Origin of the sequence: Nocardia concava NBRC 100430 (assembly GCF_000308815.1) — a bacterium.
In the GTDB taxonomy this organism is placed as follows: Bacteria; Actinomycetota; Actinomycetes; order Mycobacteriales; family Mycobacteriaceae; genus Nocardia; species Nocardia concava.
The window spans coordinates 24,727-49,994 of the sequence record NZ_BAFX01000046.1 but is presented as its reverse complement, the minus strand read 5'-3'; the positions used below and the strand labels follow the sequence as shown (position 1 = coordinate 49,994).

Here is a 25,268-nt window from a genome sequence, read left to right as displayed (position 1 = left end):
GCCTGCCGTCCTCGGACGACGAAGAGGTGTACCTGTTCCGCGCGGTGGCCAAGGAGAATCCGAACGACGACCGGCTCATCGCGTTCGCTCAGGTGCGCGACCTGGCCGCGCTGCGTGAGCAGGACGGCCGGCTGCTGGTGCTGCCGACCGCGGAGAACACCATCGCCACCTGCCTGGACTCGCTGCGGCGGGCGCAGGCGCAGCGGCCGTCGAACAAGCGGTTCAACACCAACCGGATCGTCATGTACATCTGGCCGGTGGTCGACGTCACCCGGAGCGAGCTGGAGACGGTGATCGGCGGGCACGTGCTGCCGATGACCCAGGGCGCGGGGCTCGAGGAGATCCTGCTCATCGCGCGCCAGCGTGACCCCGAGACCGGGGAACTGACCAAGATCGCGGTGCGCATCTCGTTCGACACCACCGGTCGCGTCGTGGTGAATGTCGATGAGCGCAGCGATGATCCGGTCGAGCCGCTCGACGAGTACCGGCAGAAGGTGCTGCGCGCCGCCAGCCGCAATACCGTCTACCCGTACGAATTGACCGGTCTGCTCGGTGATTTCGCCGAGTACGACCTCGACGAGAACAACGCGCTGGTGCCCGTGGATCGGCCCAAGGGCCACAACAAGGCCGCGCTGGTGGCCGGTGTGGTCACCACGGCGACCGCGCAGCATCCGGGCGGCATCACCCGCGTGGCGCTGCTCGGCGATCCGACGAAATCCCTTGGCGCGCTGTCGGAGCCGGAGTGCCGCCGGGTGATCGCGGCGCTGGACCTGGCCGAGCAGATGCGGGTGCCGCTGGAGTGGTACGCGCTGTCCTCGGGCGCGCGCATCTCGATGTCCTCGGGCACCGAGAACATGGACTGGGTGGCGGCCGCGCTCAAGCGGATCGTCGAGTTCACCCAGGACGGCGGCGAGATCAATATCGTCGTCAACGGCATCAATGTCGGTGCGCAGCCGTACTGGAACGCCGAGGCGACCATGCTCATGCACACCAAGGGCGTGCTGATCATGACGCCGGAATCGGCCATGGTGCTCACCGGCAAGCAGGCGCTGGACTTCTCCGGCGCGGTCTCCGCCGAGGACAACTTCGGCATCGGCGGCTACGACCGCGTCATGGGCCCCAACGGCCAGGCGCAGTACTGGGCGCCGAATCTGCTTGCCGCGCGCGACATTCTGATGGCCCACTACGACTACAGCTACGTGGTGCCCGGTGAGCAGGGGCCGCGACGAGGAACCACCGTCGACCCGATCGACCGCGACGTCTCCGACTTCCCGCACGTGCTGGACGGCAGCGACTTCGCCACGGTCGGCGAGATCTTCTCCGCGAGCGCGAACCCGGATCGCAAGAAGCCCTTCGACATTCGCACCGTGATGCGGGCGCTGGCCGACCAGGACCACGAGGTGCTGGAACGCTGGGCCGGCATGGCCGACGCCGAGACCGCCGTCGTCTTCGACGCGCGCCTCGGCGGAATCCCGGTGTGCCTGTTGGGCATCGAGTCCAAGAGCGTCCCGCGACGTGGCTTCCCCGCCACCGACGGGCCCGACACCTACACCGCGGGCACGCTGTTCCCGCAGTCCTCGAAGAAGGCGGCCCGGGCGATCAACGCGGCCAGCGGCAACCGCCCGCTGGTGGTGCTGGCCAACCTGTCCGGCTTCGACGGCTCCCCGGAGTCCATGCGCAAGGTGCAGCTGGAGTACGGCGCCGAAATCGGCCGCGCCATCGTCAATTTCGACGGCCCGATCGTGTTCTGCGTCATCTCCCGCTACCACGGCGGTGCGTTCGTGGTCTTCTCCAAGGCCCTGAACCCGAACATGACGGTGCTCGCGCTCGAAGGCTCCTTCGCCTCCGTCCTCGGCGGCGCCCCCGCCGCGGCGGTGGTGTTCTCCGGCGAGGTCAACGCCCGCACCGCGGCCGACCCGAGGGTCAAGGACTTCGAGGCTCGCGCGGCCAGCGCGTCGGGCACCGATCGCGCGATCATCACCGCCGAACGCGACGAACTGCGCTCCTCGGTTCGCGCCGAGAAGCTCGGTGAGGTGGCCGCCGAATTCGACCGCGTCCACAACATCCAACGCGCGGTCCAGGTCGGTTCGGTCGACGCCATCATCAGCACCGCCGAACTCCGCCCCCGCATCATCGAGTCCATCACCGCCGGCCTCGCCGGCTAGCCCGCTCGACCCCGTCGCCCCCGACAGGCCCAGCCTGCCGGGGGCGACCCCTTTTTCCAGGCGTTTTGGTCCCAAGTCCCCCGACCGGTTACCCTACTTTCCGCACCAAGCGCCATTAGCTCAATTGGCAGAGCAGCTGACTCTTAATCAGCGGGTTCGGGGTTCAAGTCCCTGATGGCGCACCATTTCTCCCACTCCCGGCCGACCGCCCCGCACCACGGGGCCCGGCTCCCTATGAAACACATTTGTTTCATATTTTTCCTCCGGAACGAAGATCAACACTGTGAAAGGCGTCCGGAGTCGCTACCATCATGCCGCGACGCAGTCATATGTGAGCCTGCGGCTCCGGCCCGAATCGAACCGGATGCAATGGTGCACAACGTGATCGAGGGTGCGAGCCGCCTCGGGTAGGCATGACGAGGAGGATTCGCGATGGGTGACCGCGAAGACGGGAAACGACCGCTATCCGGGGAGTCCGGGAGCCGATCGGCGCGCCGGCTGATCGGGCGGGACAGCGAGCTGGCGGGACTGCGGGACGCGCTGCGGCGGCGGACCACGGGACTGCTCACCCTCACCGGCACGGCCGGGGTGGGAAAGAGCCGGTTGGTGCAGGAGGCGCTGGCCGACAAGGAATTTCGCGGCGTGACGACCGCCGTGGACCTGGCCGACGTGGAAGACCGGGCGGGTGCGTTGCGAGCGGTCGCCGCGGCGCTGTCGGGGCTGAATTCCGCTGCCGCCCCGTTGTTCTCACTGCTGGACGGTGTGGATACCCGAATCCTGGTGCTGGACAACTGCGATCGGGTCGCGGCCGAGATCGCTCCGGAGGTGGGCCTGCTGCTCGAGCGCGGTCCGGCCACCATGGTCGTCGCGACCAGCCGGGCGCCGCTGCGACTGCCGGGCGAGCACGTGATGCTTTTGCGCCCACTGGAAATCAGCGGCGGCGAGGACACCTCCTACTACCCCGCCTCCTCGCCCGCGTCGCAATTGCTGCTGGACAGCATCGACAGCTACTACCGCGGCCAGCAGTCGCTGGCCGACCGGCTGGTCCTGGACGAGATCGTGCGGGAGCTCGACGGCGTCCCGCTGGCCCTGGAATTGGCGGCCACCGAGATCGCCCGGATCGGCCCGATCCGCACCCTGCGCCGCATCAAGGCGGGCGTCGATCTGCACTCGCCGATGTTCCGCAGCGGTCCCGAGCGGCACCGGACCATGCACGACGCGGTGGCCTGGACCCTGGCCGACCTGGACGACACCGTCGTCGACCTGCTGCTGCGATTGTCGCTGTTCGAGTCGCCGTTCGATGTCGAACTGGCCCATCAGGTCAGCGATCTGCCGCGCGCGGCGACCCGCGACGCACTGACCCTGCTGTCGGAGCGCGGGCTGCTGGACCGCGTCGAATCGGGCGCGGACGCCGGCGCCTACCGGCTCGGCACCACCGTGCGCGGCTACTGCCGCCGGGTGCGCGAGGCCGATCCCGAGCGCGCGGATCGGCTGCGCCGCGAGCATGCCGATCGCCTGTTCTGCGCGACCGAGGAGATCGGGCCCCGGCTGGCGGGCAACGACCGCTCCGACGAGGCGGGCAGTCCGGTCGAGGGCCTGCTCACCGCCGTGCACCACCTGATCGATCTGGGCCAGCCCGAACGCGCCATCGAGACCGTGGCCCTGCTGGATTCGGTCTGGTACCAGCACGGGCACGTGCGGGAACTGGAGAACGTGCTGACCGCGGCGCTGGCCGAGCGCCGCGCCACGCTGCACGGGCTGTCCGGGCCACTGTGCCTGGAACTACTGGGCCTGTGGGCGCTGCGCACCGACCGGCCGCACCGCGCGGCCCGCCTGCTGACCCGGTCCGCCGACGCCTATCGGCTGGCAGGTGACGAATTCCGGGCACTGCGCGTCGGTATGCCGCTGGCCTCGGCCCTGAACGCGCTCGGCAATGTCCGGGCGGCGAAACGGCATGTGCGCGCGTTGCTGCCGCTGTCGGGCCGGCTGCCGGAGCGTTCGCTGGCCTGGCTGCCGATCACCCAGGCCATGCTGGAGCTGCCCCAACCGCCGCGCGCCGCCGACGTCACCTGGGTGCAGGTGCGCGATCGCATCCGCCAGTGCGATGTCACCATCCGCCTGTCCGCGCTGAATGTGCTGGCGCGCAGCCAGATCGGTCCGGAGACCGCCGATCGGGCGCTGGAGCTGTATCGCGAGGTGCTCACCTATTACGACCCGGCCGAGCATCTGCTCGCGACGGTCATCGCGGTCGAGGGCTGCGCCCTGGCCTACGACGCGGCCGGGGCCGACTACCTCACGCACGCCGCGATACTGGGACTGGCGGTCCGGAATCTGCGTGCGGTGCACCAGATCCCGCCGCGCGATGCCGAGGACTCCGGCCCGCGCCTCGAGCATTACCGGGATCTGCTGGGCGCGGACGCCTTTCACGCCGTCGATGTCGTCGCGGCGAAGCTCGGACTGGCCGAGGCGGTGGCCTACATCCTCGCCGCGCCGACCCCGGCCCCGCCGGAGGCCTCGCCGCTGGACGCGCTCACCGCCCGCCAGCGCGAAATCGCCCGCCTGGTCGCCACCGGCATGACCAACCGGATGATCGCCACCCAGCTGGGTATCTCGGAGTGGACCGTGATCAACCATGTGCGCCAGATCATGACCAAGCTCGGCTGCCCGTCCCGGCTGCACATCGCGCTGGTGGTGGAACGGGATTTCGCGCCGCAACCGGAACAATTCCCGGGATCGTCCGACCAATTCACCGTTCCCTGACAACGCTTTTCGGCGCGCGTGACAATAACTTGCCATCTTGCCGAATGCCCAGGTCACCATTTTGACAGCACCCCGGGCCGATGCGATCTTCATAAGCAGAGCCGGTCGGGGAATACTCCGCCGGATATCGGCAGAAGTTTGGGGATTCCGATGGTCTGTGATGATTTCTCCGGCGTCCGCGCCCAGTTGGACCGCATCGCGGTATTGTTCGACGAGAGCACCATGTCGCTGGCCGCGGCGCGGCGGCGCGGCCCTGGGGAGCGGGTGACCCGCAGTCGCGCCCGGGATGCCAGCGTGAATTTCGAAGTGCTCGAGGCCCGCACGGAGATCACCGCAGTGCTGGCCTCGTGGGCGGGCCTGGTCACCAGTGAGCGGGCGGTGCCGCCGCTGCGGACCCTGGACATCGTGGGTCTGACCGGATTCCTGGCGGCGCATCTGGACTGGCTGGCGGCGCATCCGGCGGCCGGGGACTTCGCCGAGGAGCTCGCGGATCTGGCCCGGCGCGCCGTGGCGGCCGTGGACGCGGATCCCCTGTCAGGGCCGGTGCGCGCCTGCCCGGCACCGGAATGCGCCGGTAGCCTGGAAATCGCCGGGGACGCCGAGAATCCCTCGCTGAATTGCGAATCCGGGCATTCCTGGGCCGCCGGGGATTGGCTGGGCCTGACCGGAGAAACGATCGCGGGTCCGAGTGGGAAAACGACCGCGCCGGACGACCGGAGACGCACCGTGCCGACGAAAGCGGCCGCCCGGGCGCTGTGCGTTTCAGAGGCCACCATTCGGCAGTGGGTGCGGCGCGGAAAACTCACCCGGCACGGTCCCGCGCATCGGGCCGAATTCGATATCGAGGAATTGGCCGCCCTGTCGGCGGCCGAATCCCCCGCGCGGAAATGATCGGGTGGTCACCAGGATTCGGTGACCACCCGCATATCGCGGTGCAGCAGATGCCAGACGGTGTGGAAACTGTCCAGCAGCGGTGCGGCGACGTAATCGAGATCGCCCTGCTCGATGCGGCCCACCGCGCCGCGCAGCCGCGCCGGGTAGCCGTCCCAGAGCGGGCAGGCCGCGGCGATGCCGTCGAGCAGCTCGGCCACCTCGCCGTGCAGGGCGACCAGCGGTTCGGCCCGGGCCGCGGTGCGGTCCCGCTGGAACGCGGTGACCAGATCCTTCATTCGACCGTCCACCTGCTCGTACGCGTCGAGCAGGGCCCGAATACGCTCGCGGGCTTCGGTGTTCAGGTGTGCGCTGACCGCGGCGAGTTCGAGTTCGGCGGCCTGCTCGCCCGCCGGGGTCAGCCCGGTCAATTCCCCGCGCGGCGTCGCCGCGGTGCGGAACAGCGTGGCGTCGGACAGGATCGGGATGCCGGGCAGCCGCTCGGTCATGACCCAGCCCGCGATGCGCACCGCGTGCAGCGCCCGCGTGCGCTCGGGAATGGACAGGCCGGTGTGATCCGTGATGGTCATGGCGAGGTCTCCGATCGATGGGAAGCGGTGGCGCGCAGCGCGAGCAGCGCGTGCACGTAACGCCGCTGCGTGGGCGCGGCGGCGATGACGAACTCCGGGGTCGCCTCGGGAAGCGTTGTCCGCCAGGGCTTTTCTCCCGAGTCGGCGACGCAGACGAAGGCGACCCGGACATGCTCGGCCGCCACGTCGGCCGCATCCGCGTCCGAGGTGATCACGACCGCCGAGGCGGGCAGACCAGCCGGATCCCCCGCCTCGTCCAGCGCGACGGCCTCCGGCACCGCCTCCATGAAGTCCTCGAGCGAAGCGAATACCGTTGTGTCCTCCGGTATTCCGATGAGATCGCCCGGCCACCCGGTCACCGCGCCCTCGGCGATCGGCACCGCGCCGAGCCAGACCCGGCCGGTGGTGCCGCACACGGTGACCAGCGCCGCTCCCGAGCGTCCCGGCCAGGCCGGGTCGCCGAAGGCCGCGCCGACCACGGCCGGGCGGCCCAGTTCGCGGGCCACCACCGCGGCGTGCGATCCGGCCCCGCCCTCGAGGGTCACCACCGCCACCGCGGCCACCATGCCCGCGAAATCCTCCGGTTCGGTCCGGGGGCGCAGCAGCACAACGGGTTCGGTGGCCATGAGCGCGGACTGGGAGTCGCGGACCAGGCGCCCGACGGCCACACCGCTGGACGCGGCGATACCGTCGGCGAGCAGGGTGGCGCGCCCCGGCTCCGCGCAGGGCGGAGCCTCGGCGAACAGGGCGTCCAGGCGCAGTCGCCGCAGCGCCTCGGCGCGGTCGAGAATGCCTGCCCGCCAGGCGTCCACGGCAACGGTGTTGTGCACGCGATCGCGGGCGATGGCCGGACGCACCTGGACCAGCCACAGCGTCCCGTGCTCGACCACGAATTCGACCTCGACCATGACGCTGAGCCAGCCGAACAGTTCGTCGGTGTAGGCGGCGAGTTCGGCGTGCGCGGTGGGCACCGTGCGGGCAAGCTCGGCGACGGCGGCCGGGGTCACGGTTCCGGCCACCAGGGATTCGCCGGTGCGGCCGCCGAGGAATTCGCCGTGCAGGCCGCGCACGCCGGTCAGCGGGTCGTGGCTGAAGACCACGCCGCTGCCGCTGCGCGCGCCCGCCGTCCCGTAGGCCATCGCCTGGATCACGACCGACGGGCGGTCGTCCTCCGAAATGCCGTGCACGGCACGGTATTCCCGCGCCCGACGATTGTTCCAGGAGGCGGCGACCGCGTCCACGGCCCGCTTGGCCTGTGCGGCGGGGGTGTCCGGGAAGTCGGTGCCGGTCGCCCGTTCGAAGGCGGCCAGCAGCCGGTGGTACGCGACCGGTCCCGGCGGTCGGGTCTGCTCCACGGTGATGCCCGCGACATGCCTGCACAGTCCCTCGGCCCCGATGCACAGCATGCCCCAGGCGGCGTCGACGCCGCCCAGCCGCCGCGTCAGCGCGGGCAGGTCGGCGGGCGAAAGGCCCACGCCCAGCATGGTATCCATCATGCCGGGCATGCTCACGGGCGCACTGGAGCGCACCGCGAAGGCCACCGAGCCGGGGTCCACGTCCATGATCGCGGCGGCCTCGGCCCGCAACAGGGTGAGCAGGCCGTCGAGCTCGGACTCGGAGATGCCGCCCCGGCGCAGCGCCGCACCCTCCAGTACCCGGAAAGGCGGTACGGCGTAGTGCATTTCGCGCAGCTTGGTGAGGAAGAAGCCCTTGCCGCCGAAGCGGGCCCGGGAGATCTCCGGTGTTTCGAATCGTTCAACGGCCGAGCGCATGATCCTCCCCGGCGTGCAGGCCGAACAGCGGCGAGGCCGCGCCGACGAAGAGTTCCTTGCCGGTGCTGACGCCGGTGGCCAGGTCGTTCCACAGCTCCACCCGCCGCGGCTTGCCGCTGGTGGTGCGCGGAATCGCCAACGGCGCCATGGTGATCAGCGCCGCGCCCGCGGATTCCAAGCCCATCCGCCGCAGCACGGCCAGGGCCGTCTCGACGCCGTCGGCGGAGACCCGCTGCTGGAAGACCACCAGGCTGGACACCTTGCCGGTCATCTCCAGGTCGCGCAGCACCACGCTGATCTTGTCGTGGTGGATGCCGAGCCGATCGGACAGGATCAGCTCGATGTCCTCGGCGGTGACGAAGGTGCCGTTCACCTTGACCGCGTTGCCCATTCGGCCCAGCACATAGATCTCGTCGCCGCTGCGGAAGCCGAGATCGCCGGTGTAGTGCACGGCCGGCGCGTCCTCATCGCCGGGCTGCTGCTCGTCGAGATAGCCGCTGAACAGGCCCGGGCTTCGGACGGCGAGCTCACCGACCTGGCCGTGCGGCAGCTCCGCGTGATCGGAGTCGACGACGGTGACCCGCGCGCCGGGCAGTTCCCGCCCGCACGACACCACCAGGTGCGCGCCGTCGGGCACCGGCTCGTCGCCGGTGAGGGTGCAGCGGGCCAGCACCTCGACCTCGGCGTGGTCGCTGAGGGTCTGGTGGTCCACGGCCAGCGCGGTCGGCTGTTCGCGCAGCCCGGAAACCGTGATGGCCAGGGTGGTTTCGGCCATGCCGTACCCGGGTTTGACGGTCTCGGCGGGCAGCCCGTACGGCGCGAGCAGATCGTGGAAGGCCCGCAGCGCGGTGAAATTGATGCGGTCCGAGCCGACGATGAGCGAGCGCCACTGCGAGAAGTCCATGCCGCGCAGGCTGTCCCGCCCGACCAGCCGCACCACGCGTTCGACCGCGAAGTTGGGCATGGCCGAATGATTGACCCCGTGCCGCCCGAACAGCTCCAGCCACGTCAGCGGCCGCCGCACGAAGTGCTCGGGCCGCATCAGCCAGCTGTCCTGCGCGTACAGCAGGGGTGAGAGGAAGGTGCCGATCAGGCCCATGTCGTGGTGCAGCGGCAGCCAGGATCCGAAACTCGCGGTCTCGTTCTCGGTGCTGTCGTGGAAGACGGTCTTGAGCATCTCCACGTGCGCGATCACCGCCCGGGAGCTGATCCGCACCGCGCGCGGCAGACTGCTGGAGCCGGAGGTGAACTGGATGATGGCGGTGTCGTCGCCGGTGGGCGGATTCAGCACGCCGCTGCCGCCCACGGGCAGCTCGGCGGCGGCATCGATGAGGTGTCCCGGCAGCGGCAGTCCCGAATCCCGCAGCGCGGCAAGCGTGCTCGACTCGGCGACCACGGCCGCCGGGTCGAGTGCGCGCAACCGCGCCAGCTGTCCGGCCACCCCGCTGTCGGGCAGCCCCGGCGGGGCCACCACGGTCGGGATGGCGCCCATGGCGAGCGCGCCGAAGAAGAACTTCGGGAACTCCGGGCAGGTCGGGAGCACCAGCGCGACCCGGTTGCCGGGCCGCAGGCCGTAGCCGCGCAGCACATCGGCGACACCCAGTGCGGCGGAAGCCATCTCGTCGTAGGTCTGCGCGATCCAGTCGCGCCCGGTGTAGAAGCGCAGGGCGCCGTCGTGCTCGCGGTCGGTGATCCAGTCGACGATGGATCTCACAACGCCTCCTTCACCGGATCGTGCTGCTGTCGGTACACCCGCTGGATGAAGGCCACCAGATCGCCGATGGTGACGACGGTGTAGATCTCCTCGTTGTCGATGAGCTCGATGCCGTATTCCTCCTCGACGCGGGTCATGGCCTCCATCAGCGAGAGCGAATCGATGTCGATGTCGTCGCGGACCGAGTCGGTCAGCCGCAGATCCATCCGCGGACGCCCGACGGCCAGCTTGTCCTCGATGACCGCGAGCACCTGCTCGGCATCGGCCACCCGGTCGAAAGTGTGGTTCTCAGTGGACAATTCGCACCTCTCCTGTGTCTCCGTTCACGTACACCCGCTGGCCGGGTTTGATGTCGCCGGCCAGCGGATGGGATACGACCGCCGGTATGCCGAGCTCGCGGCAGATGATGGCGATGTGTGAGTACTGGCTGCCGCGCGCGGTCACGACCGCGCCCACGAACGGCAGAATGGGAATGACATTGGCGTCGGCGCTCTCGCAGGCCAGCACCGCGCCGGGGGTGGCGGGCATATCGCCCAGGCCGATGGCGAGCCCGTCACAGACTCCGGCCGAGACGCCGCGCGGGGTGCGGGCGGGCTGGAATTCGGCGGGCGCGCCGGGCGACAGGTCGAGATAGTCGGGCATATCGATGGCCAGGGCGTCCTCGCAGGCTTCGCGCCGGGCCTCGATCTCGGTGCGGTCCGGCGGCGTGCCGCGCAGTTCGGACATGGTCAGATACGGCCAGTCGGCCGCGCCGACACCGCGCTGGGCGGCCAGCAGCGGCAGGAAACGCCGGTGCGCGTGCAGCATTCGCATGGCGAGGGACTTGCTGTGCTCGCGCAGCGCCATGACGTCGCCGAGGAACAGCACGGTGGCGTCGATGCCCGCGCCGCGCCAGCCGCCGGTCATGCCGATCAGCGCCTCCCGGGGTGAGAGATCGGGCTCCTCGCGCGTCGCCGACGGGCTGTGCCCCATGGGCGGGATCACGAAATCGGCCCAGGGCAGGGCGGTGTCGGCGACCTCGTAGAAGGGCCGCTCCACGAAGCCCGACGGCCCACCCGGGATCGGGGCCAACTCGCCGATGCGGCCCCACGGCAGTTCCGCGGGTTCCTTGAGCCAGTTGGTGATCCGGTTGCCGCCGCGCACCAGGTGGCCGACCACATTGCGCTGCAGCACTTCCGCCGCGATCGAACCGGAGGTGCCGATGATGTGCAGGTGCCAGGCGCGCTCGAGCAGGGTATTGCCCTGCGCGGCAAGCTCTCCCAGCCGCCACATCGCGTCCTGCGCCAGGACCGCGTCCACTTCCTGCTCGTAGTCGAAGACCTGCTGCTCGAGCTCGATGGCGCGGGGCCGCAGCTGCACCAGTTCGCGCAGCATGCGGGCGGTCGCGCCATTGCGCCGCAGCGAGCCGGGCCGGTGCGCCAGCGCGGAGACCGGCGGCGCGATGCCCTCGAAGTAGGCGGCCGTGACGTCCTCGGGCGTCAGCAGATTCACGTGTTCGGCGATATGGCAGTACGCGGTGAGATTGTGGTACGGGCGGCAGTTGAAGTAGCCGGTGAACACGTAGTTCGAGCCGGTCGCCCAGCGCTGCGGGCCCAGAATGTCGTGCACGAACCGCCGGGTGCCCAGCTCCATCGGCCGGCCGACCAGCGACCACGACATGGGTGAGAGCCGCTTGGGCGCGATCTCGCCGAAGTTGCCCGCGGAATAGACGCGCAGGCTGGGGTGCGCGTAGGTGTCCACGCGGCAGTGCTGGAAGCTCATCGCGGCGCCCCCGTTCCGGCGAGGGGCAGGGCGGGCGCGGCGCGCAGGTCGCCGAGCGCGGACGGTGTCCGCACCAGACCGGAATCCCGCAGAGCGACACCGGTTTCCAGGATGTAGTCGGTGCGCGAGGCGATATCCGGATCGGGCAGCGAATCGAAGACGGACGGAGCGAAGTCGAACAGCGGCCGGGCGTAGTCGACCACCTCCTGCTCCACTCCGAAGCGGCGGGTCAGCGCACGCTGCATCCAGGACGGGCCGAAGGAGTCCACGACCTTGGGCATGACGCCCCACGGTCGACACAGGCGTTCCAGGATCGCCGCCAGCGTGGGCCGCTCCGGATCGAAATACGTGCAGGCGCCGCGATGTTCGGCGGACACCGCCAGATCCCGCACCACCTTCGCGGCCACGGCCACATCGGCCGCGTAGACCGGGAATCGGCCGCAGTCCTCGAGCGCCACCGGATAGCCGCTGAGCAGGTGCGGCAGTGCCGACACCGGGCCGCCACGACGCGGAATCACCTCGGCGGCAGCCGATCCCAGCAGTGTGCCCAGCCGCAGGATGCTCACCGGCACCCGGCGTTCGCGCCGCGCGATGAGCTCGCCCCGGTACTTGGCGTACTCGTACCAGTTGCGGAAGGTCTGGCCGCGGCTGAGATCCCGGTTGGTGATCAGCCCGCCGGCCCGTCCCAGCGCGAGCACCGAGGACACGTACACCACCCGGCGCACCGAGTCGATGGAGGCGGCGAAGTCCAGCACATTGCGGGTGCCGTTGACGTGCACGTTCACCACGGCCGCGGGATCCAGGCCCATATCGACCGAGCCCACGCAGCACACCACGATCTCGATATCGCCGAGCGCGCCGAGCGTCTCGGCGTCCAGCCCGAGGCCGGGTGAGTTGGCGTCGCCCGCGACACCCTTTCCGTGGCAGGACCTTCCGGAGCGGCTCAGCTCGACGACCTGATGGCCGTCCGCGGCGAGCACCTGTCCCACCGCGCGGCCCAGATAGCCGGACGCGCCGACGACCAGGATTCTCATGCGAACCTCCCCAGCGGAAGTTCCGGCAGCTCCGCGGCCGCGGCCGCGGCCCCGAGGCCGAATGCGATGTCGATGATGTCCTCCACCGGGGTGGTCGGGCACCAGCCGTCGGTCAGCTCCATGAGCCGGGTCCTCTCGAAGATGCGGTCGATGGACACGTAGCGCAGGCCGAACAGGCGATTGCCCATCTCCCGGTTCCAGCGCGCGTATTTGAGGCCCACGTTCTCGGCCAACCGGAGCGCGCGGTCGGGCGCGGTGACCAGCCGCGGCGGGTCATAGCGGCCCTCGGTGTCCTTGGATGCCAGCAGCGCCAGCAGCGCGGCCAGGGTCGGCGCGTACTCACCCGCGCACAGGTGCACGACGGCGCCGCCGCGCCAGGCCGCGAAATTCGTTGCGGCACCGTGGTTCACCAGGCGCAGCAGGCCCTCGCCGATGATGTCGCGGGGCAGGATGTCCACCCGCGCACCCGGACGCACCGGCAGCACCGGCAGCTGACCCGAGGACATTGGGGCGACGAGTTGATACAGCGAGCTCCACCGGGTGGTGGATCGGGAACGGGAGCCGCCGATGACACCGCCGATGCGGGCGATCAGCACCGGGTGCCCGTCGGCCGCCTCCCGCAACAGGTGGTTCTCGGCGAACCATTTGCTCAGTTCGTAGGGTGTGCGGTCCGCGTGCGGCGGGTGCGGGTCCTCGGGAATATAGCCGTGCATGGTGCCCGCCACATAGGCGGTGCTGACGTAGAGGTAGGGCACCGTGCGGCCGAGGCGCTCGGACAGCCTGCGGGCCAGCGCGAGTCCGTTCATCGCGCCCAGATAGTTGATGCGGTCCATGGTGGCCTGCGAGGCGGTCCAGTCGACCAGTCCGGCCAGGTTCACCACGGCGTCCACCTCACCGAGCGTGGTCAGGTCGGAATCGGCCAGACCCCAGTCGTTTTCGGTGATGTCGCCGATCACCTGGACGGCGGTGCCGCCGGTGCGGGCCAGGTCGGCGCGGGCGCGGCGGCGGACCAGGGCGGTGGTGTGCGGCGGGGCGGGCAGCTCGGCGGTGGCCTCGATCAGGCCGCGGCCGACCTGGCCACTCAAACCCGCGACCAACAGCCGGGACGTGGAAATCCGTTGGAGCGAAAAACTTTCGGCGATTGCTATGGTCATTGCGAGATACTCACCAGCCGGTCGTAGAGGTCCGGATTGCCGCGCAGCGAGTCGGTGATGATGGCCAGCATCATCTCGTCGGTGCCGGCGCCGATGCGCGAGACCCGGATGTCGTTCCAGAACTGCCCGAAGGGCGTTTCGCGGGGCAGGTATCCGGGTCCGCCGAAGACCTGCATGGCCTCGCTGATCAGCCGCTCACCCGCCCGCGCGGCGCACAGCTTCACCGAGGCGATGCGGCTCATCAGGGCCCGGTCCAGCGGGCCGGACACGAGATCGCGGGCCAGGGTGTGCACCGCGCCGGACAGCACCTCGGTCTCGGCCTTCAGTTCGGCCAGCCGATAGGCGATGTACTGGTGGTCGCGCAGCCGTTTGCCGAATTGCTCACGCCGCTCGGCGTGTTCGACGGCCAGCGCGACCGCGGTGGCGCAGCCACCGGCGACCTGGGCCGCGATGGCCAGGCGCTCGAAGGACAGCCCGTAGTTCAGGTTCAGCACGCCGAGCCCGGCCCGGCCGACGGTGGCATCGCGGTCCACCTCGACCTCCCGGAAATCGACCACCACGGTATCGAGCGCGTGGGTGCCCAATTTCTCGTGCTCACGCACGATTTCGGCGTCGCGCAGCGGTACCGCGATGGTGGCGTGCCGTTCGGTGGGCACGCCCGCGGCGGTCGCGATGCGGCACAGCACGATGGCGAAATCCGCTACCGCGCCCAGTGATACGTACTTCTTGCGGCCGGTGATGGACCAGCCCGTCGCGGTGGGCGTGGCCAGGGTGGAGACCGCGGACAGGTCGGACCCACCGCGCGGCTCACTCGCCGCGACGCAGCCGACGGCCTGCCCGTCCAGCGCCCGTTCCCGCAGTCCCGCAAGGTAATCCGAGGTTCCGAAGCGGTGCAGCAACGACAGCACGGTCTCGGTGTGCAGTGAGACGCCGATGGCGACACCGGCCGGCGCGCGACCGGCCAGTTCCTCGCCCATGCGGACGCCGAAGGGCACATCGCCGACGCCGCCCTCCTCGCCGGCCGGCGTCCAGCGTCTGCGCAGTACGCCCGCGGCGCCGAGGCTTTCCAGCACCGTGCGCGGGAAACGAGTGAGGCCCGGGTCGAACGGGACCGCGTCCACCGCCTTCTGCACGAGGGCGCCCAGATCGGCGGGCGCCGGGAGTGTTGTTTCGAGGGTCATGGGTCTCCATCCCGGCACTGCCGCGAGCCGTGGGGGCATAGCGATCCGGGCCGAAAGTGAATGCGAGAACAGAAACGGCACAGGGAAATGGATTGCCGATTCCAGAGATTCGAGGCGACAACGCCGAAAGTGCGCACGAGTGGCGCGAATTCAGCGTGACACATCGATCCGGGGCCGTCAACAGTTTCGTATCTGTTGACGTTCGACACCCGTTGTGTCACGCTGAATTCGCGCCACCGCTGTGCGCATCCGCCGCCGGACGCAGTCTCGGACTCCCGGCAGTTTCCCCTCCAAAAACTTTGTCACCAGCCGTTTCTCGCTCACGAGACCGCCGCGGCCGGGCATGACAATATCTTGCTATACGGAGAAATTTCGAAATGACGGATAATAGTTCCGCGTCACTGACGCTTTCGAAACAATGGACCAGAATTCTCACCGACGAGCGCGAGCAGCCGGTTGCCGGAAAACTGGGCTTCGGTGAATGGCTCGGCTACGGCCTGCGCATCCGCCGCGTGGAATTCCTGCCCCTCACCCTCACCGTGCCCCTGGTTCCGGCACTGTTGATCGCCGGAACCGCACGCGAATTGCTCTCCCTGAACATGCTGCTCGCCACCGTGGTGGTGATCCTGTCCATCCAGGTCGGCAATATGGCCAACTGCCTGGCCGACCGCGAGATGGACGCCATCTACAAGACCCGCCTGTCGCAGGCCGTCTACGGGCTCGGCGTCACCGCCGTGGTCCGCCAGATCGCGGCATCGAGCCTGGTGGTGGCGGTGATCGAGGGCTATCTGACCTACCGCACCGGGCATCTGGACCTGCTGCTCATCGGCGGCCTGTGGGCCGTGCTCGGCATGGGCTATTCGCTGCCGCCGCTGCACCTGAACGGGCGCGGAATCTGGCAGCTGCCCGTGCTGCTCGCGGTGTACTTCATCCTGCCGGGCCTGTTCGTGCTGCGCGCCTTCGAGCACCCCGTGTCCTGGGCCGCGGTCGGGGTGATCTGCGGGTTCGCCCTCACCAATATCGGCGTCATCGTCATCAACCACGCCGAGGACTTCCCCGAGGACGAGCTGTACGGGATCCGCACCTATGTGCGCGCCCTCGGCCTGACCCGCGCGCTCACCGTCGGTGTCGGAATGCTTTGTGCCGGTGCGTCTCTGGTGACCGCGTCGGTATTGACGCTCTCGGGTCCGAACTGGGGGCTGGTCCTGTATCTGCCGGCCTGCCTGCTGGCCGTGCGCTTCGTCGGCACCACCGCGCTCGCGGTGCGCGGCCGATCGCTGGAGGACGGGGTGGCGGCGCTGCGCGCCCGCTCGAAACTCGCTCCCCCGCACACGATCCTGGTGGGATGGACGACCGTCCTGCTCGCCGCCCTGGTCTTCGCGGCCGGTTAACCGCCCGCCCCATCCCCCACGAGTCAGAGAAGAGAGACGGATGGCGATCCTGCACAAGCCCGCGGTGGCCTTCCCCGAGGAAGTCGTCACCCTGGAGCAGACCCTCGCGGTGGCCGAGCAGCTGCACGCCGGCAACCCGGACCTGGAGCTGGCCCTGCGGCTGATCCGCAATACCGGCGTCGAGACCCGGAATATCGTGCAGCCCTTGGAAGTCGCGCTGCGGCACCCGGGATTCGAGGAGCGCAACCTGGTGCACCGGCGCGAGGCCGAGCACTACGTCCCGATCGTGGTCGCCGAGGCGCTGGCCAACGCGGGCAAGACGCCGAGCGACATCGACGTCATCATCTACGTGTCGTGCACCGGGTTCATGATGCCCTCCATGACGGCCTGGATGATCAACGAGCTGGGCTTCCAGCCCTCCACCTCGCAGTTGCCCATCGCCCAATTGGGTTGTGCGGCAGGCGGTGCCGCCATCGCGCGGGCGCTGGACTTCTGCCGGGCACATCCGGGCGCGAACGCGCTCATCGTGGCGTGCGAGTTCTGCTCGCTGTGCTATCAGCCGACGGATATCGCGGTGGGCACACTGCTGTCCAACGGGCTGTTCGGCGACGCGGTGGCGGCGGTCGTGGTCTCCGACGAGGTCTCGCCCGGCGACGTGGGAATCGAGTTGCGGCGCAACGCCTCCTACCTGATCCCCGGCACCACCGAGTGGATCTCCTACGCGGTGCGCGCCACCGGCTTCCACTTCCAGCTGGACAAGCGGGTGCCCGGCACCATGGAACCGCTGGCGCCCGTGCTGCGCACCGTGTCCGAGCAGGAGGGCTGGGATGCCGGGCTGCTGGACTTCTACATCGTGCACGCGGGCGGGCCGCGCATCCTCGACGATCTGTCGAAGTACCTGGACGTGGCCCCGAACCAGTTCCGCTACAGCCGCGAAACCCTCACCAAGCACGGCAATATCGCCAGCGCGGTAGTGCTGGACGCCATGCGGCGGCTGTTCGAGGACCCCGACAATCCGAAGATCGGGCGCGGCATCATCGCCGGGTTCGGGCCGGGCATCACCGCCGAGATCTCGCTGGGAGAGTGGGTCACACCGTGAGCGTTCAGGGTCTGTATGTCGCGCCCGGCGAGGGCAAACGGCTGATCAGTGCCGCGCACGAGGTGGTCTTCAAGGTCACCGGCGAACATTCCCGCGCCGCATCCAGTTTCGAGGTGCTGGTGCCGCCGGGCTTCGACGTGGGCGCGCACCGGCACGCGCACTCGGAGGAGCTGTTCTACATCGTCGAGGGCGAGCTGGAGTTCCTGGCCTTCGAACCGGTGTCCAAGGAAGGGCACTGGTCGCAGTGGCGGTCCGAGGAGGACCACCAGGTGATCACCGCCGCGGCGGGCAGCGTGCTGTTCGTGCCGCCGGGCTGCGCGCACGCCTTCCGCAATGTGTCCGGTCGGCCCGCGAAGATGTTCTTCCAGGCGTCCCCGCCACCGGACCACGAGCACTACTTCGAGGGTTTGATCGAGATCTTCCGCGACGGTGAGCAGGTCGATCCGGCCGCGGTGGCGGCGCTGCGCGAGAAGTACGACATCGAGCAGCTGACCCAGTTGCTCTACGAACCCCCCGCCGGGTGAGCCGTGCCGATACCGACCGTGCTCGCCATACCCGGTTCCCTGCGGAGCCGATCCTTCAACCGCGCCTTCCTCGGCGCGGTGCCCGGGCTGCTGCCCTTCGATTGCCACTACCGGATATTCGACGGACTCGGCGAGGTTCCGCTCTACAGCGAGGACATCGACGTCTACCCGGATCATCCGGGCGTGGCCGCGCTGCGGGCCGCGGTCACGGCGGCCGACGGAGTGATCATCGCGTCGCCGGAGTACAACCAGTCCATCCCGGGCGTGCTGAAGAACGCCCTGGACTGGTTGTCGCGACCGCACGGCGACGGCGCGCTGCGCGGGAAAGCGGTACTGCCCGTGGTGGTCACGCTCTCGCGCGGCAATGGCGCGCGCGGGCTGGCCGACCTCAACCGGGTGCTGTCCTATCTCGGCAACATCGTGCTGTATCAGCCCGAGATCGTGCTCGCCTCCGCACCCAGCGTGCTCAGGCCGGGTGCGGACGGGACCGTCGAGATCACCGACGCGGCCGTGCGCGCGGTGGTCACGGTGGCCTTGGAACAGTTCGGCGCACTGGTGCACGCGGGCGCCGCCGCCGCCCACCGCACCCTGCTCGACACCCGCCGGGAGGTGATCGAGCGCGCCCGCTTCGCGCCGATGATCCGCGAGGCGCTCGGCCGCGGCGCACCACCCGTGGCCGTCATAGAACGCCTGCGCAACGCGGGCGTCCACCCGGCCGTCGCCGCCCAGTGGATCGCCGCCGAGGGCGGCACCACGCCTGCGGCGCAGCCCGATTCGCGCGCGATGGCGAACGACGTCGCGGGTCCGGCCACGCTCATACCTTCAGGAGGACATTCATGATCGACACCGCCGACGACGTCCGGCTGGACTTCCTCGACCCGCGCGTCAGCGAGGTGATCGAGCGCCTGGAGGGCACCGCGAGCACGGACGGGGCACTGCTCGGGGCCGTGGGCGCCTCGCTGGGAACCTTGGGTGCGACGCCGAACGGCGCTGCGCTGCAGGCGATCACGGCCGTCGCCGAGGAGGCGCTGCTGCCCGTCGCGCGGCCGGTGGGGCGGCTGTTGTATCAGCTGGCGCTGGCCACGCGGGCGGCTACCATCGTGGAATACGGGACGTCCTATGGGATGTCGACGCTGTATCTGGCCGCGGCGGCCGAACGGACCGGGGCCCGGGTGATCGGCACCGAGCTCAGCGCGCACAAGGCAGCGGCCGCCACCGCCAATCTGGCGGCGGCGGGGCTGGCGGACCGGGCGCGAATCCTGGTCGGTGACGCCCGCGACACCCTGGCCGGGCTGGCCGGACCGGTCGGCCTGCTGCTGCTGGACGGCTGGATTCCCTTGCATCTGCCCATTTTCCGGATCATGGAGCCGAAACTGGCCCCGGGCGCGGTGATCGTCTCGGACAATGTTTCCAAGCACGCCGACAAGATCGGCGACTTCCACCGGTATCTGGCGGCGCGGCCGGATCGCTACGTGCGCACCGCACTGCCCCTCGACGACGGCATCGACCTGATCACCCGGTTGCCCTGAGCAGCCCCGCACGCAAAGCCGCGAACAGCACCGAGTGCCGCGAGAAAGGCAGCCACAGTGGGCAATTCGATATTGGAGCGGATCGCGCGGTTCGCGGTGCACCGGCCGCGCACGGTGCTCGGCGCGACCCTGCTGCTGATCATCGTGTGCGGCGCGCTGGGCAGCACCGTCGCCACCCACGTGAAGGCCGGCGGCTTCACCCCGCCGGCCGCCGAATCCACCCGCGCCACCGAGCTGCTCAACGCCGAATTCGGCGGCGCGGCACCCAATCTCGTCCTCACCGTGCAATCGCCCGACGGAGTGGAGAGCACGGCGGCGCGCACGGCGGGCACGGAGCTGGTGAACCGGCTACAGGCGCGCTCGGATGTGGTCGCGGTGCGGTCGTACTGGTCCACCGCGCCGGATCTGCGGACCGCGCTGCGCACCTCCGACGGCAAGACCGCGCTGGTGCTGGCCCGCATCGGCGGCGACGACACCGCCCAGCAGCGCGCCGCGGACGAAATCGTCCGCGCGCTACCCGATTTCCCGGACGTGACGGTGCAGGCGGGCGGCTACGCCACCACGCTGCGCGATCTCAACGCGGTGAGCATCCAGGATCTGGCCCTGGCCGAGGCCGTGGCCATCCCGCTCTCGGCGATCGTGCTGGTGCTGGTGTTCGGCAGCGTGGTGGCCGCGCTGCTGCCGGTCGCCATCGGGCTGGTGTCCATCGTGACCACCATGGCGCTGCTGCGCATCCTCACCGAGTTCACCGATGTGTCGGTGTTCGCCCTGAACACCACCACCGCACTGGGATTGGCGCTGGCGATCGACTACAGCCTGTTCATCGTCTCGCGCTATCGCGAGGAACTCGACGCCGGGCTGGATATGCGGGACGCGGCGGTGCGGGCCGTGTGCACGGCCGGTCGCACCGTGCTGTACTCCGCTCTGGTGGTGGTGCTTTCGCTCGCCGCGCTCATCGTTTTCCCCATGTTCTTCCTGCGCTCGTTCGCCTACAGCGGGCTCGCGGTGGTGGCCGCGGCCGCCCTGGCTTCTGTCGTGGTGCTGCCCGCCTGCCTGGCGCTGCTCGGCGCGCGCGTCAACGCCTGGGACCTGCGGGTGCCGGTGCGCCGCTGGCTGCGGCTGGGCCCGACCCGGACGGTGCCGCCGGAGCAGAGCGTCTGGTACCGCATGGTCACCCTCGTCACGCGCCGCGCCGTGCCGATCTCGCTGGCCGTGGTGACGATCCTGCTGTTGCTCGGATCGCCGTTCCTGGGCATCAGATTCGGCACACCCGACGATCGCGCCATTCGCGCGGGCGTCACCTCCAGCCGCGAGGTCGGCGACATCCTGCGCACCGAGTTCACCCAGAACCCGGCCAGCGCGATCACCGTGGTGCTGCCCGGATTCCACGGCAGCACCGAGGAACTCGGCGCGTACGCGACCGCCCTGTCCAAAGTGCCCGGCGCGTCCGCGGTCCTGTCGGGGGCCGGAACCTACATCAATGGCGCCCGCCTGGCCTCCGCGCCGGCGGGGATGATCACCGATGCGGGCGCGGTCCTCGCGGTCGGCACCGCCCTGGACCCGTATTCGGCCGCGGGACAGGAACAACTGGATCGGCTGCGCGCGGTCACCCCGCCGGTCCCGCCCCTGTTCACCGGGGCCGCCGCCGAAAACGTGGACACCCTCCACGCCATCGGCGCGAAACTCCCCTTCGCCGCGGTCTGGATCGCGGCGGCCATGTTCAGCGTCCTGTTCCTGTTCACCGGCAGCGTCCTGCTCCCGATCAAGGCGCTGCTCATGAACGCGCTCTCCCTCACCGCCGCCTTCGGCGCGATGGTGTGGGTCTTCCAGGACGGCCACCTGTCCGGCTTCCTCGGCTTCACCCCCACCGGCTACCTGGTCGCCAATGTCCCGATCATGATGTTCTGTCTGGCCTTCGGCATGTCCATGGACTACGAGGTCTTCCTGCTCTCTCGCATCCGCGAAGAATGGGTGGCCTCCGACGGGACCGCCGAGGACAACACCCGGGCGGTCGCCATGGGCATAGCCCGCACCGGCCGCATCTTCACCGCCGCCGCGGTCCTGATGGCCATCGTCCTGGGCGCCCTGGTCTTCTCCCGGCTCGCCTTCATTCAGCTGATGGGGCTGGGCCTGGCGCTGACCGTGCTGGCCGACGCCACCCTGGTCCGCTGTCTGCTCGTCCCCTCGCTCATGCGCCTGATGGGCCGCTGGAACTGGTGGGCGCCGAAACCCCTGCGGACCCTGCACATTCGCATCGGCCTCACCGAACACGCCCCCACCGATGTCAGCCTTCAGCGATGAGCAGGTCGCTCAGATTGGACATCGACGCCTGCATGCCCTGGCGGGTGCCGGGTTGCACGATGCGATGCAGCAGGTGCCCGAAGGGGGCGGGCGTGATTCGGTAGCGGACGGCGTAGGTCATCTCCGTTCCGGCGTCGACCGGGCGGAACTCGAAGATATTGGTCATCTCCCGGAGTGGTTCGAAGCCGACGCCGGTGTCGACGCGACGACGCAGCGGCTCGATCTCCCGGACCGTCCAGACCGAACGGGTGGTCAGGGGGCCGAGGGTGCGGTTGCGTTCGGAGTAGGTCTTGCCGAGTTCGGCGGTGCCGTGGTGGTCGGTCACTTCCAGGACCGCGGCCACCCATTCGGCGTAGCGGGCGGTGTTGGAGACGACCTCCCAAACCCGTTCGACGGGGGCGGGGATGATCGCGCGTTCGGAGATTTCGAAATGGGCTGGCATGGGGGCTCTTTCGTCAGAACTGGGCGAGGACGGCATGGGCGGTGTCGCGGCCGGAGCGCACTGCGCCGTCCATGAAGCCGTTCCAGTGGTCGGCGTGTTCGGCCCCGGCCCAGTGCACCAGGCCGAAGGGGGTGTCTCGCCAGGAGCCCAGGCTTGTCAATACGCCGGGGCCGGGGACCGAGGTGGGGCCGCCCCGGGTCCATTCCTCTGCGGTCCAATCCATTTCGAAGTAGTCGATCGGGCGCAGCGCGTCCTTGCCGACGACCTTCGCGAACTGCCGCAGCACCGCGCCGCGGCGTTCGCGGGGCGGGCGGGGCGCCCATTTGCGCCACTCCGGGCCGCCGACGAAGCCCATGAGGACGCCGGGGCCGCCGTCGGGCGGGGTGTTGTCGAACATGGAGCAGACGGGGGAATCGGCGCGGAAGACGCCCTGGCCGTTGAGTCCGTCGGCGCGCCAGAAGGGTTCCGGGTACACCGCTTCGCATTTCATCAAGGTGCCGAAGGCCAGGCGGGAGAACAGGGCGTCCTGCTGCGGCGGCAGGAGGGGACGCCATGCGATGCGGGCGGCGAGGGCGGGCGGGATGGCCACGATCACGCGGGCCGCCCGGTAGAGACCGGAGTCGGCGATCACACGCACACCCTGTGCGTCCTGCTCGATCATCCGGACCGGGGAATCCAGCACCACCCGGCCGTCCAACTGCTCGGCCATGAGTTCCGAAATGCGTTGGGAGCCACCGACGAAGCGGGATTCCTGGGCGCCGCCGGTGACCCCGATGCCGCGGTCGATGGTGCCCGGTGTGGTCTCGTTGCCGAAACCGGCGATGTACCAGAGGCTGAACAGCAGCGAGGCGTCGGCGGCGGAACCGCCGTAGGCGGAACCGAGGAAGACGTTCACCAGGTCCAGCGCGCCGTCGGTGAGAGTGGTGCCGCGCAGCCAGCTTTCGAAGGTCGTACCGTCCCATTTCCGGGCGTGGTCCGCGCGCCAGGGCTCGTCGAGTGGGATGCCGCGGGCCAGTGTGTTGATCCGGTGCATGGCGACACCCAGGTCCGGCAGTGCCAGCACGTCCGGCGGAATGTCGCCGGTGAAACGACGCGCGGAATCACCGCGCACGTAGACAGTCGCGCCTTCGTTGTAGGCGGGGAAGGTTTTCACATCGAGGTCTTCGGCCAGCCCGAGGATGTGGTCCTGGGTGGGTCCGACGAACTGACCACCGGCCTCGACCACCCGGCCGTCGCCGAGGTCGTGATTCAGAGTCCGCCCGCCGACGCGCGAACGGGCTTCCAGGACAACCACATTCAGTCCCGCGGCGACCAGGTCGCGGGCGGCGGTCAGGCCCGCCAGTCCCGCGCCGACGACGATGACGTCCGTCTTCTCGCTCATAGCGTGGCGGTCCCTTCGGCATAGGCGTCGGCGGCGGCCAGATCGAAGTCGCCGTGATCACTGCCCAGCCCCTGCGCCACGAGTGCGGCTGCCGCGCAACCCAATACGGCGGCGGCCCGCAGATCGCGCCCCAGGGCGATGCCGCGCAGGAAACCGGCCGAGAACGCGTCCCCGCACCCGGTGGTGTCGACGACGTCGGTGGCGAAGGCCGGTACCGCGAAGGTTTCGGTGGCGGTGACCACCAGCGCGCCCTGCGCACCGCGCGTCGCCACGACGCAACCGACGCCACGATCCACCAGGTCGCGGCAGCCCTGCTCGAGGGTGGCGGCGCCGGTGCAGCCCAGCACCTGATCGTCATTGGGCAGCAGATAGTCCAGATGCGGCAGCGCCGGGGCGATCCAGGCCAGCACACCCGGATCGCCCGAGGCGAGCAGATCGGCCGACGTGACAACGCCTGCGGCGCGGGCGGGTTCGAGAATCCGCGCCGCCGCCTCCCCGCCGATCAGCTCGGGTCCGCCCAGATGCAGGTGGGTGGCGCGGGCGATCTCCTCGTGCGGAGCGTCGTCCGGCCCGTAGGTCAGGTTGGCACCGGGCACGTGAAAGGCGGGCCGACTCCCGTCCAGCCGGATGGGCAGCACCGACGCCGAGGTCTGAACTTCCTTGCGCCGCAACAGCAGCGAGGTGTCGATGCCGCGCGCGCCGAGCATGGCCAGCAGCAGATCACCGATCGGGTCGGTGCCGATCGCGCCCGCGCAGCGCACCGACGCACCGAGTTTCGCCAGCGTCAAAGCTGTGCCACCGGCGGTGCCCGCGGGACTGAAACGGATCTGCTCGACCAGGGTCGCGCCCTGCCCTTCCGGGATCTCCTGCACCGGCCGCACCTGCACGTCGAACACGTGCGCTCCCAGGCAGATAATCGATTGGTCCACTAGGTGTCCTGTTCTTCCAGACGATGGGTGGTGCCGTAGCCGCGGCGCAGCGCGGCCTCGATGACCGCCAGCTGCTGTTCCTCGCTGAGCGTGCGCACCGGACCCGAAACCGTTGCCTTGCGGTAGATCTCGCACAGCCACTCCAGCAGCAGCGTGTTCTCCACCGCGTCGTCCAGGCTCGAGCCGAGGGCGACGGCACCGTGGTTGGCCATCAGTGCGGCCCGCTTGCCGTCCAGCGCGGCGAGCACGTGGGCGGCCAGTTCGGGGGTGCCGAAGGTGGCGAACGGGGCCACCCGGATCACACCGCCGAGCAGCAGCTGCTGATAGTGCAGGCACGGGATCTCGTCCACGACCAGCCCCAGCGCGGTGGACTCGATCGCATGGGTGTGCACCACCGCGCCGGCGTCGAACCGCGCGTACACGCCCAGATGCAGCTCCAGTTCCGAGGTGGGCGCGAGCTCACCGGCGACCACCCGCCCGGCCGCATCCACGACGGTGACGTGCTCGGGTCCCGCCTCCGCCAGCCGGACGCCGGTGGCGGTCACGGCCACGTGCTCGCCCACCTTCAGACTCACATTGCCCGCCGTGCCGATCAGCAACCCGGCCGCGGCCAGCCGCTGGGCCGCCGCGGCCACGGCTGCACGAGCCTCGTCGAATTCCTTGTGCGACAT

Annotated in this window: 21 protein-coding genes and 1 tRNA gene; 10 read left to right on the top strand and 12 right to left on the bottom strand. The window is 69.8% G+C overall.

The window, feature by feature from the left end; genetic code table 11:
• From ON43_RS09025 to ON43_RS46100, 4 genes are all read left to right on the top strand, one after another.
• Positions 1-2,165: carboxyl transferase domain-containing protein (locus tag ON43_RS09025; RefSeq protein WP_040805741.1), on the top strand; the 2,165-nt coding region annotated here is incomplete at its 5' end.
• A gap of 109 nt (positions 2,166-2,274) precedes the next feature.
• Positions 2,275-2,350 (top strand) — tRNA-Lys (locus ON43_RS09020).
• A 247-nt stretch (positions 2,351-2,597) separates the two neighbouring features.
• Positions 2,598-4,925, top strand: a complete 2,328-nt coding sequence (locus ON43_RS09015) for an ATP-binding protein (RefSeq protein WP_040805698.1) — start codon at positions 2,598-2,600, stop codon at positions 4,923-4,925.
• Between the two features lie 150 nt (positions 4,926-5,075).
• Positions 5,076-5,816: a MerR family transcriptional regulator gene (locus ON43_RS46100; protein ID WP_174416459.1), complete on the top strand. Its 741-nt coding sequence runs from the start codon at positions 5,076-5,078 to the stop codon at positions 5,814-5,816.
• A gap of 8 nt (positions 5,817-5,824) precedes the next feature.
• Here the strand turns inward: ON43_RS46100 and ON43_RS42310 are convergent, their stop codons facing one another.
• The 8 genes from ON43_RS42310 to ON43_RS08965 are packed head-to-tail and all read right to left on the bottom strand — an operon-like array spanning position 5,825 to position 15,001.
• Positions 5,825-6,385, bottom strand: coding sequence for a hypothetical protein (locus ON43_RS42310; RefSeq protein WP_051178182.1), 561 nt, complete (start codon positions 6,383-6,385; stop codon positions 5,825-5,827).
• Positions 6,382-8,157 carry a PEP/pyruvate-binding domain-containing protein gene (locus tag ON43_RS42305; protein WP_051178181.1) on the bottom strand — a complete coding sequence of 592 codons (1,776 nt, stop codon included), beginning with the start codon at positions 8,155-8,157 and terminating at the stop codon, positions 6,382-6,384. Before ON43_RS42305 ends, ON43_RS42310 begins: the two co-directional genes overlap by 4 nt.
• Complete coding sequence (locus ON43_RS08990; RefSeq protein ID WP_040805697.1) at positions 8,141-9,871, bottom strand: AMP-binding protein; 1,731 nt, start codon at positions 9,869-9,871, stop codon at positions 8,141-8,143. The genes ON43_RS42305 and ON43_RS08990 overlap by 17 nt, the downstream gene beginning before the upstream one ends.
• Positions 9,868-10,170, bottom strand: a complete 303-nt coding sequence (locus tag ON43_RS08985) for an acyl carrier protein (protein ID WP_083913254.1) — start codon at positions 10,168-10,170, stop codon at positions 9,868-9,870. The genes ON43_RS08990 and ON43_RS08985 overlap by 4 nt, the downstream gene beginning before the upstream one ends.
• Positions 10,160-11,632: a PEP-utilizing enzyme gene (locus ON43_RS08980; RefSeq protein WP_040805694.1), complete on the bottom strand. Its 1,473-nt coding sequence runs from the start codon at positions 11,630-11,632 to the stop codon at positions 10,160-10,162. The genes ON43_RS08985 and ON43_RS08980 overlap by 11 nt, the downstream gene beginning before the upstream one ends.
• Entirely contained in the window at positions 11,629-12,666 is a 1,038-nt protein-coding gene (locus ON43_RS08975; protein ID WP_040805693.1) for an SDR family oxidoreductase, read from the bottom strand. The genes ON43_RS08980 and ON43_RS08975 overlap by 4 nt, the downstream gene beginning before the upstream one ends.
• Entirely contained in the window at positions 12,663-13,820 is a 1,158-nt protein-coding gene (locus ON43_RS08970; RefSeq protein WP_040805692.1) for an SDR family oxidoreductase, read from the bottom strand. Before ON43_RS08970 ends, ON43_RS08975 begins: the two co-directional genes overlap by 4 nt.
• Positions 13,817-15,001, bottom strand: a complete 1,185-nt coding sequence (locus ON43_RS08965; protein WP_051178179.1) for an acyl-CoA dehydrogenase family protein — start codon at positions 14,999-15,001, stop codon at positions 13,817-13,819. The genes ON43_RS08970 and ON43_RS08965 overlap by 4 nt, the downstream gene beginning before the upstream one ends.
• 377 nt (positions 15,002-15,378) lie before the next feature.
• Between ON43_RS08965 and ON43_RS08960 the strand changes: the two genes are divergently transcribed.
• The 6 genes from ON43_RS08960 to ON43_RS08935 are packed head-to-tail and all read left to right on the top strand — an operon-like array spanning position 15,379 to position 21,845.
• Positions 15,379-16,392 carry a UbiA family prenyltransferase gene (locus ON43_RS08960; RefSeq protein ID WP_040805691.1) on the top strand — a complete coding sequence of 338 codons (1,014 nt, stop codon included), beginning with the start codon at positions 15,379-15,381 and terminating at the stop codon, positions 16,390-16,392.
• Between the two features lie 40 nt (positions 16,393-16,432).
• Complete coding sequence (locus ON43_RS08955; RefSeq protein WP_040805689.1) at positions 16,433-17,491, top strand: type III polyketide synthase; 1,059 nt, start codon at positions 16,433-16,435, stop codon at positions 17,489-17,491.
• Positions 17,488-18,015 carry a cupin domain-containing protein gene (locus tag ON43_RS08950; protein ID WP_040805731.1) on the top strand — a complete coding sequence of 176 codons (528 nt, stop codon included), beginning with the start codon at positions 17,488-17,490 and terminating at the stop codon, positions 18,013-18,015. The genes ON43_RS08955 and ON43_RS08950 overlap by 4 nt, the downstream gene beginning before the upstream one ends.
• Before the next feature lie 3 nt (positions 18,016-18,018).
• Entirely contained in the window at positions 18,019-18,855 is an 837-nt protein-coding gene (locus ON43_RS42300; protein WP_051178178.1) for an NAD(P)H-dependent oxidoreductase, read from the top strand.
• Positions 18,852-19,544, top strand: a complete 693-nt coding sequence (locus ON43_RS08940) for an O-methyltransferase (protein ID WP_051178177.1) — start codon at positions 18,852-18,854, stop codon at positions 19,542-19,544. Before ON43_RS42300 ends, ON43_RS08940 begins: the two co-directional genes overlap by 4 nt.
• Positions 19,545-19,601: 57 nt before the next feature.
• Complete coding sequence (locus ON43_RS08935; RefSeq protein ID WP_245568516.1) at positions 19,602-21,845, top strand: MMPL family transporter; 2,244 nt, start codon at positions 19,602-19,604, stop codon at positions 21,843-21,845.
• Here ON43_RS08935 and ON43_RS08930 read toward each other — a convergent pair.
• The 4 genes from ON43_RS08930 to ON43_RS08915 are packed head-to-tail and all read right to left on the bottom strand — an operon-like array spanning position 21,829 to position 25,268.
• Positions 21,829-22,287 carry an SRPBCC family protein gene (locus ON43_RS08930; RefSeq protein WP_040805687.1) on the bottom strand — a complete coding sequence of 153 codons (459 nt, stop codon included), beginning with the start codon at positions 22,285-22,287 and terminating at the stop codon, positions 21,829-21,831. The genes ON43_RS08935 and ON43_RS08930 overlap by 17 nt on opposite strands.
• Before the next feature lie 13 nt (positions 22,288-22,300).
• A complete protein-coding gene (locus ON43_RS08925) occupies positions 22,301-23,668 on the bottom strand; it encodes a flavin monoamine oxidase family protein (protein ID WP_040805685.1) in 1,368 nt (455 codons plus the stop codon).
• Positions 23,665-24,597 carry a carbohydrate kinase family protein gene (locus tag ON43_RS08920; protein WP_040805683.1) on the bottom strand — a complete coding sequence of 311 codons (933 nt, stop codon included), beginning with the start codon at positions 24,595-24,597 and terminating at the stop codon, positions 23,665-23,667. Before ON43_RS08920 ends, ON43_RS08925 begins: the two co-directional genes overlap by 4 nt.
• Positions 24,597-25,268: a class II aldolase/adducin family protein gene (locus ON43_RS08915; RefSeq protein ID WP_040805680.1), complete on the bottom strand. Its 672-nt coding sequence runs from the start codon at positions 25,266-25,268 to the stop codon at positions 24,597-24,599. Before ON43_RS08915 ends, ON43_RS08920 begins: the two co-directional genes overlap by 1 nt.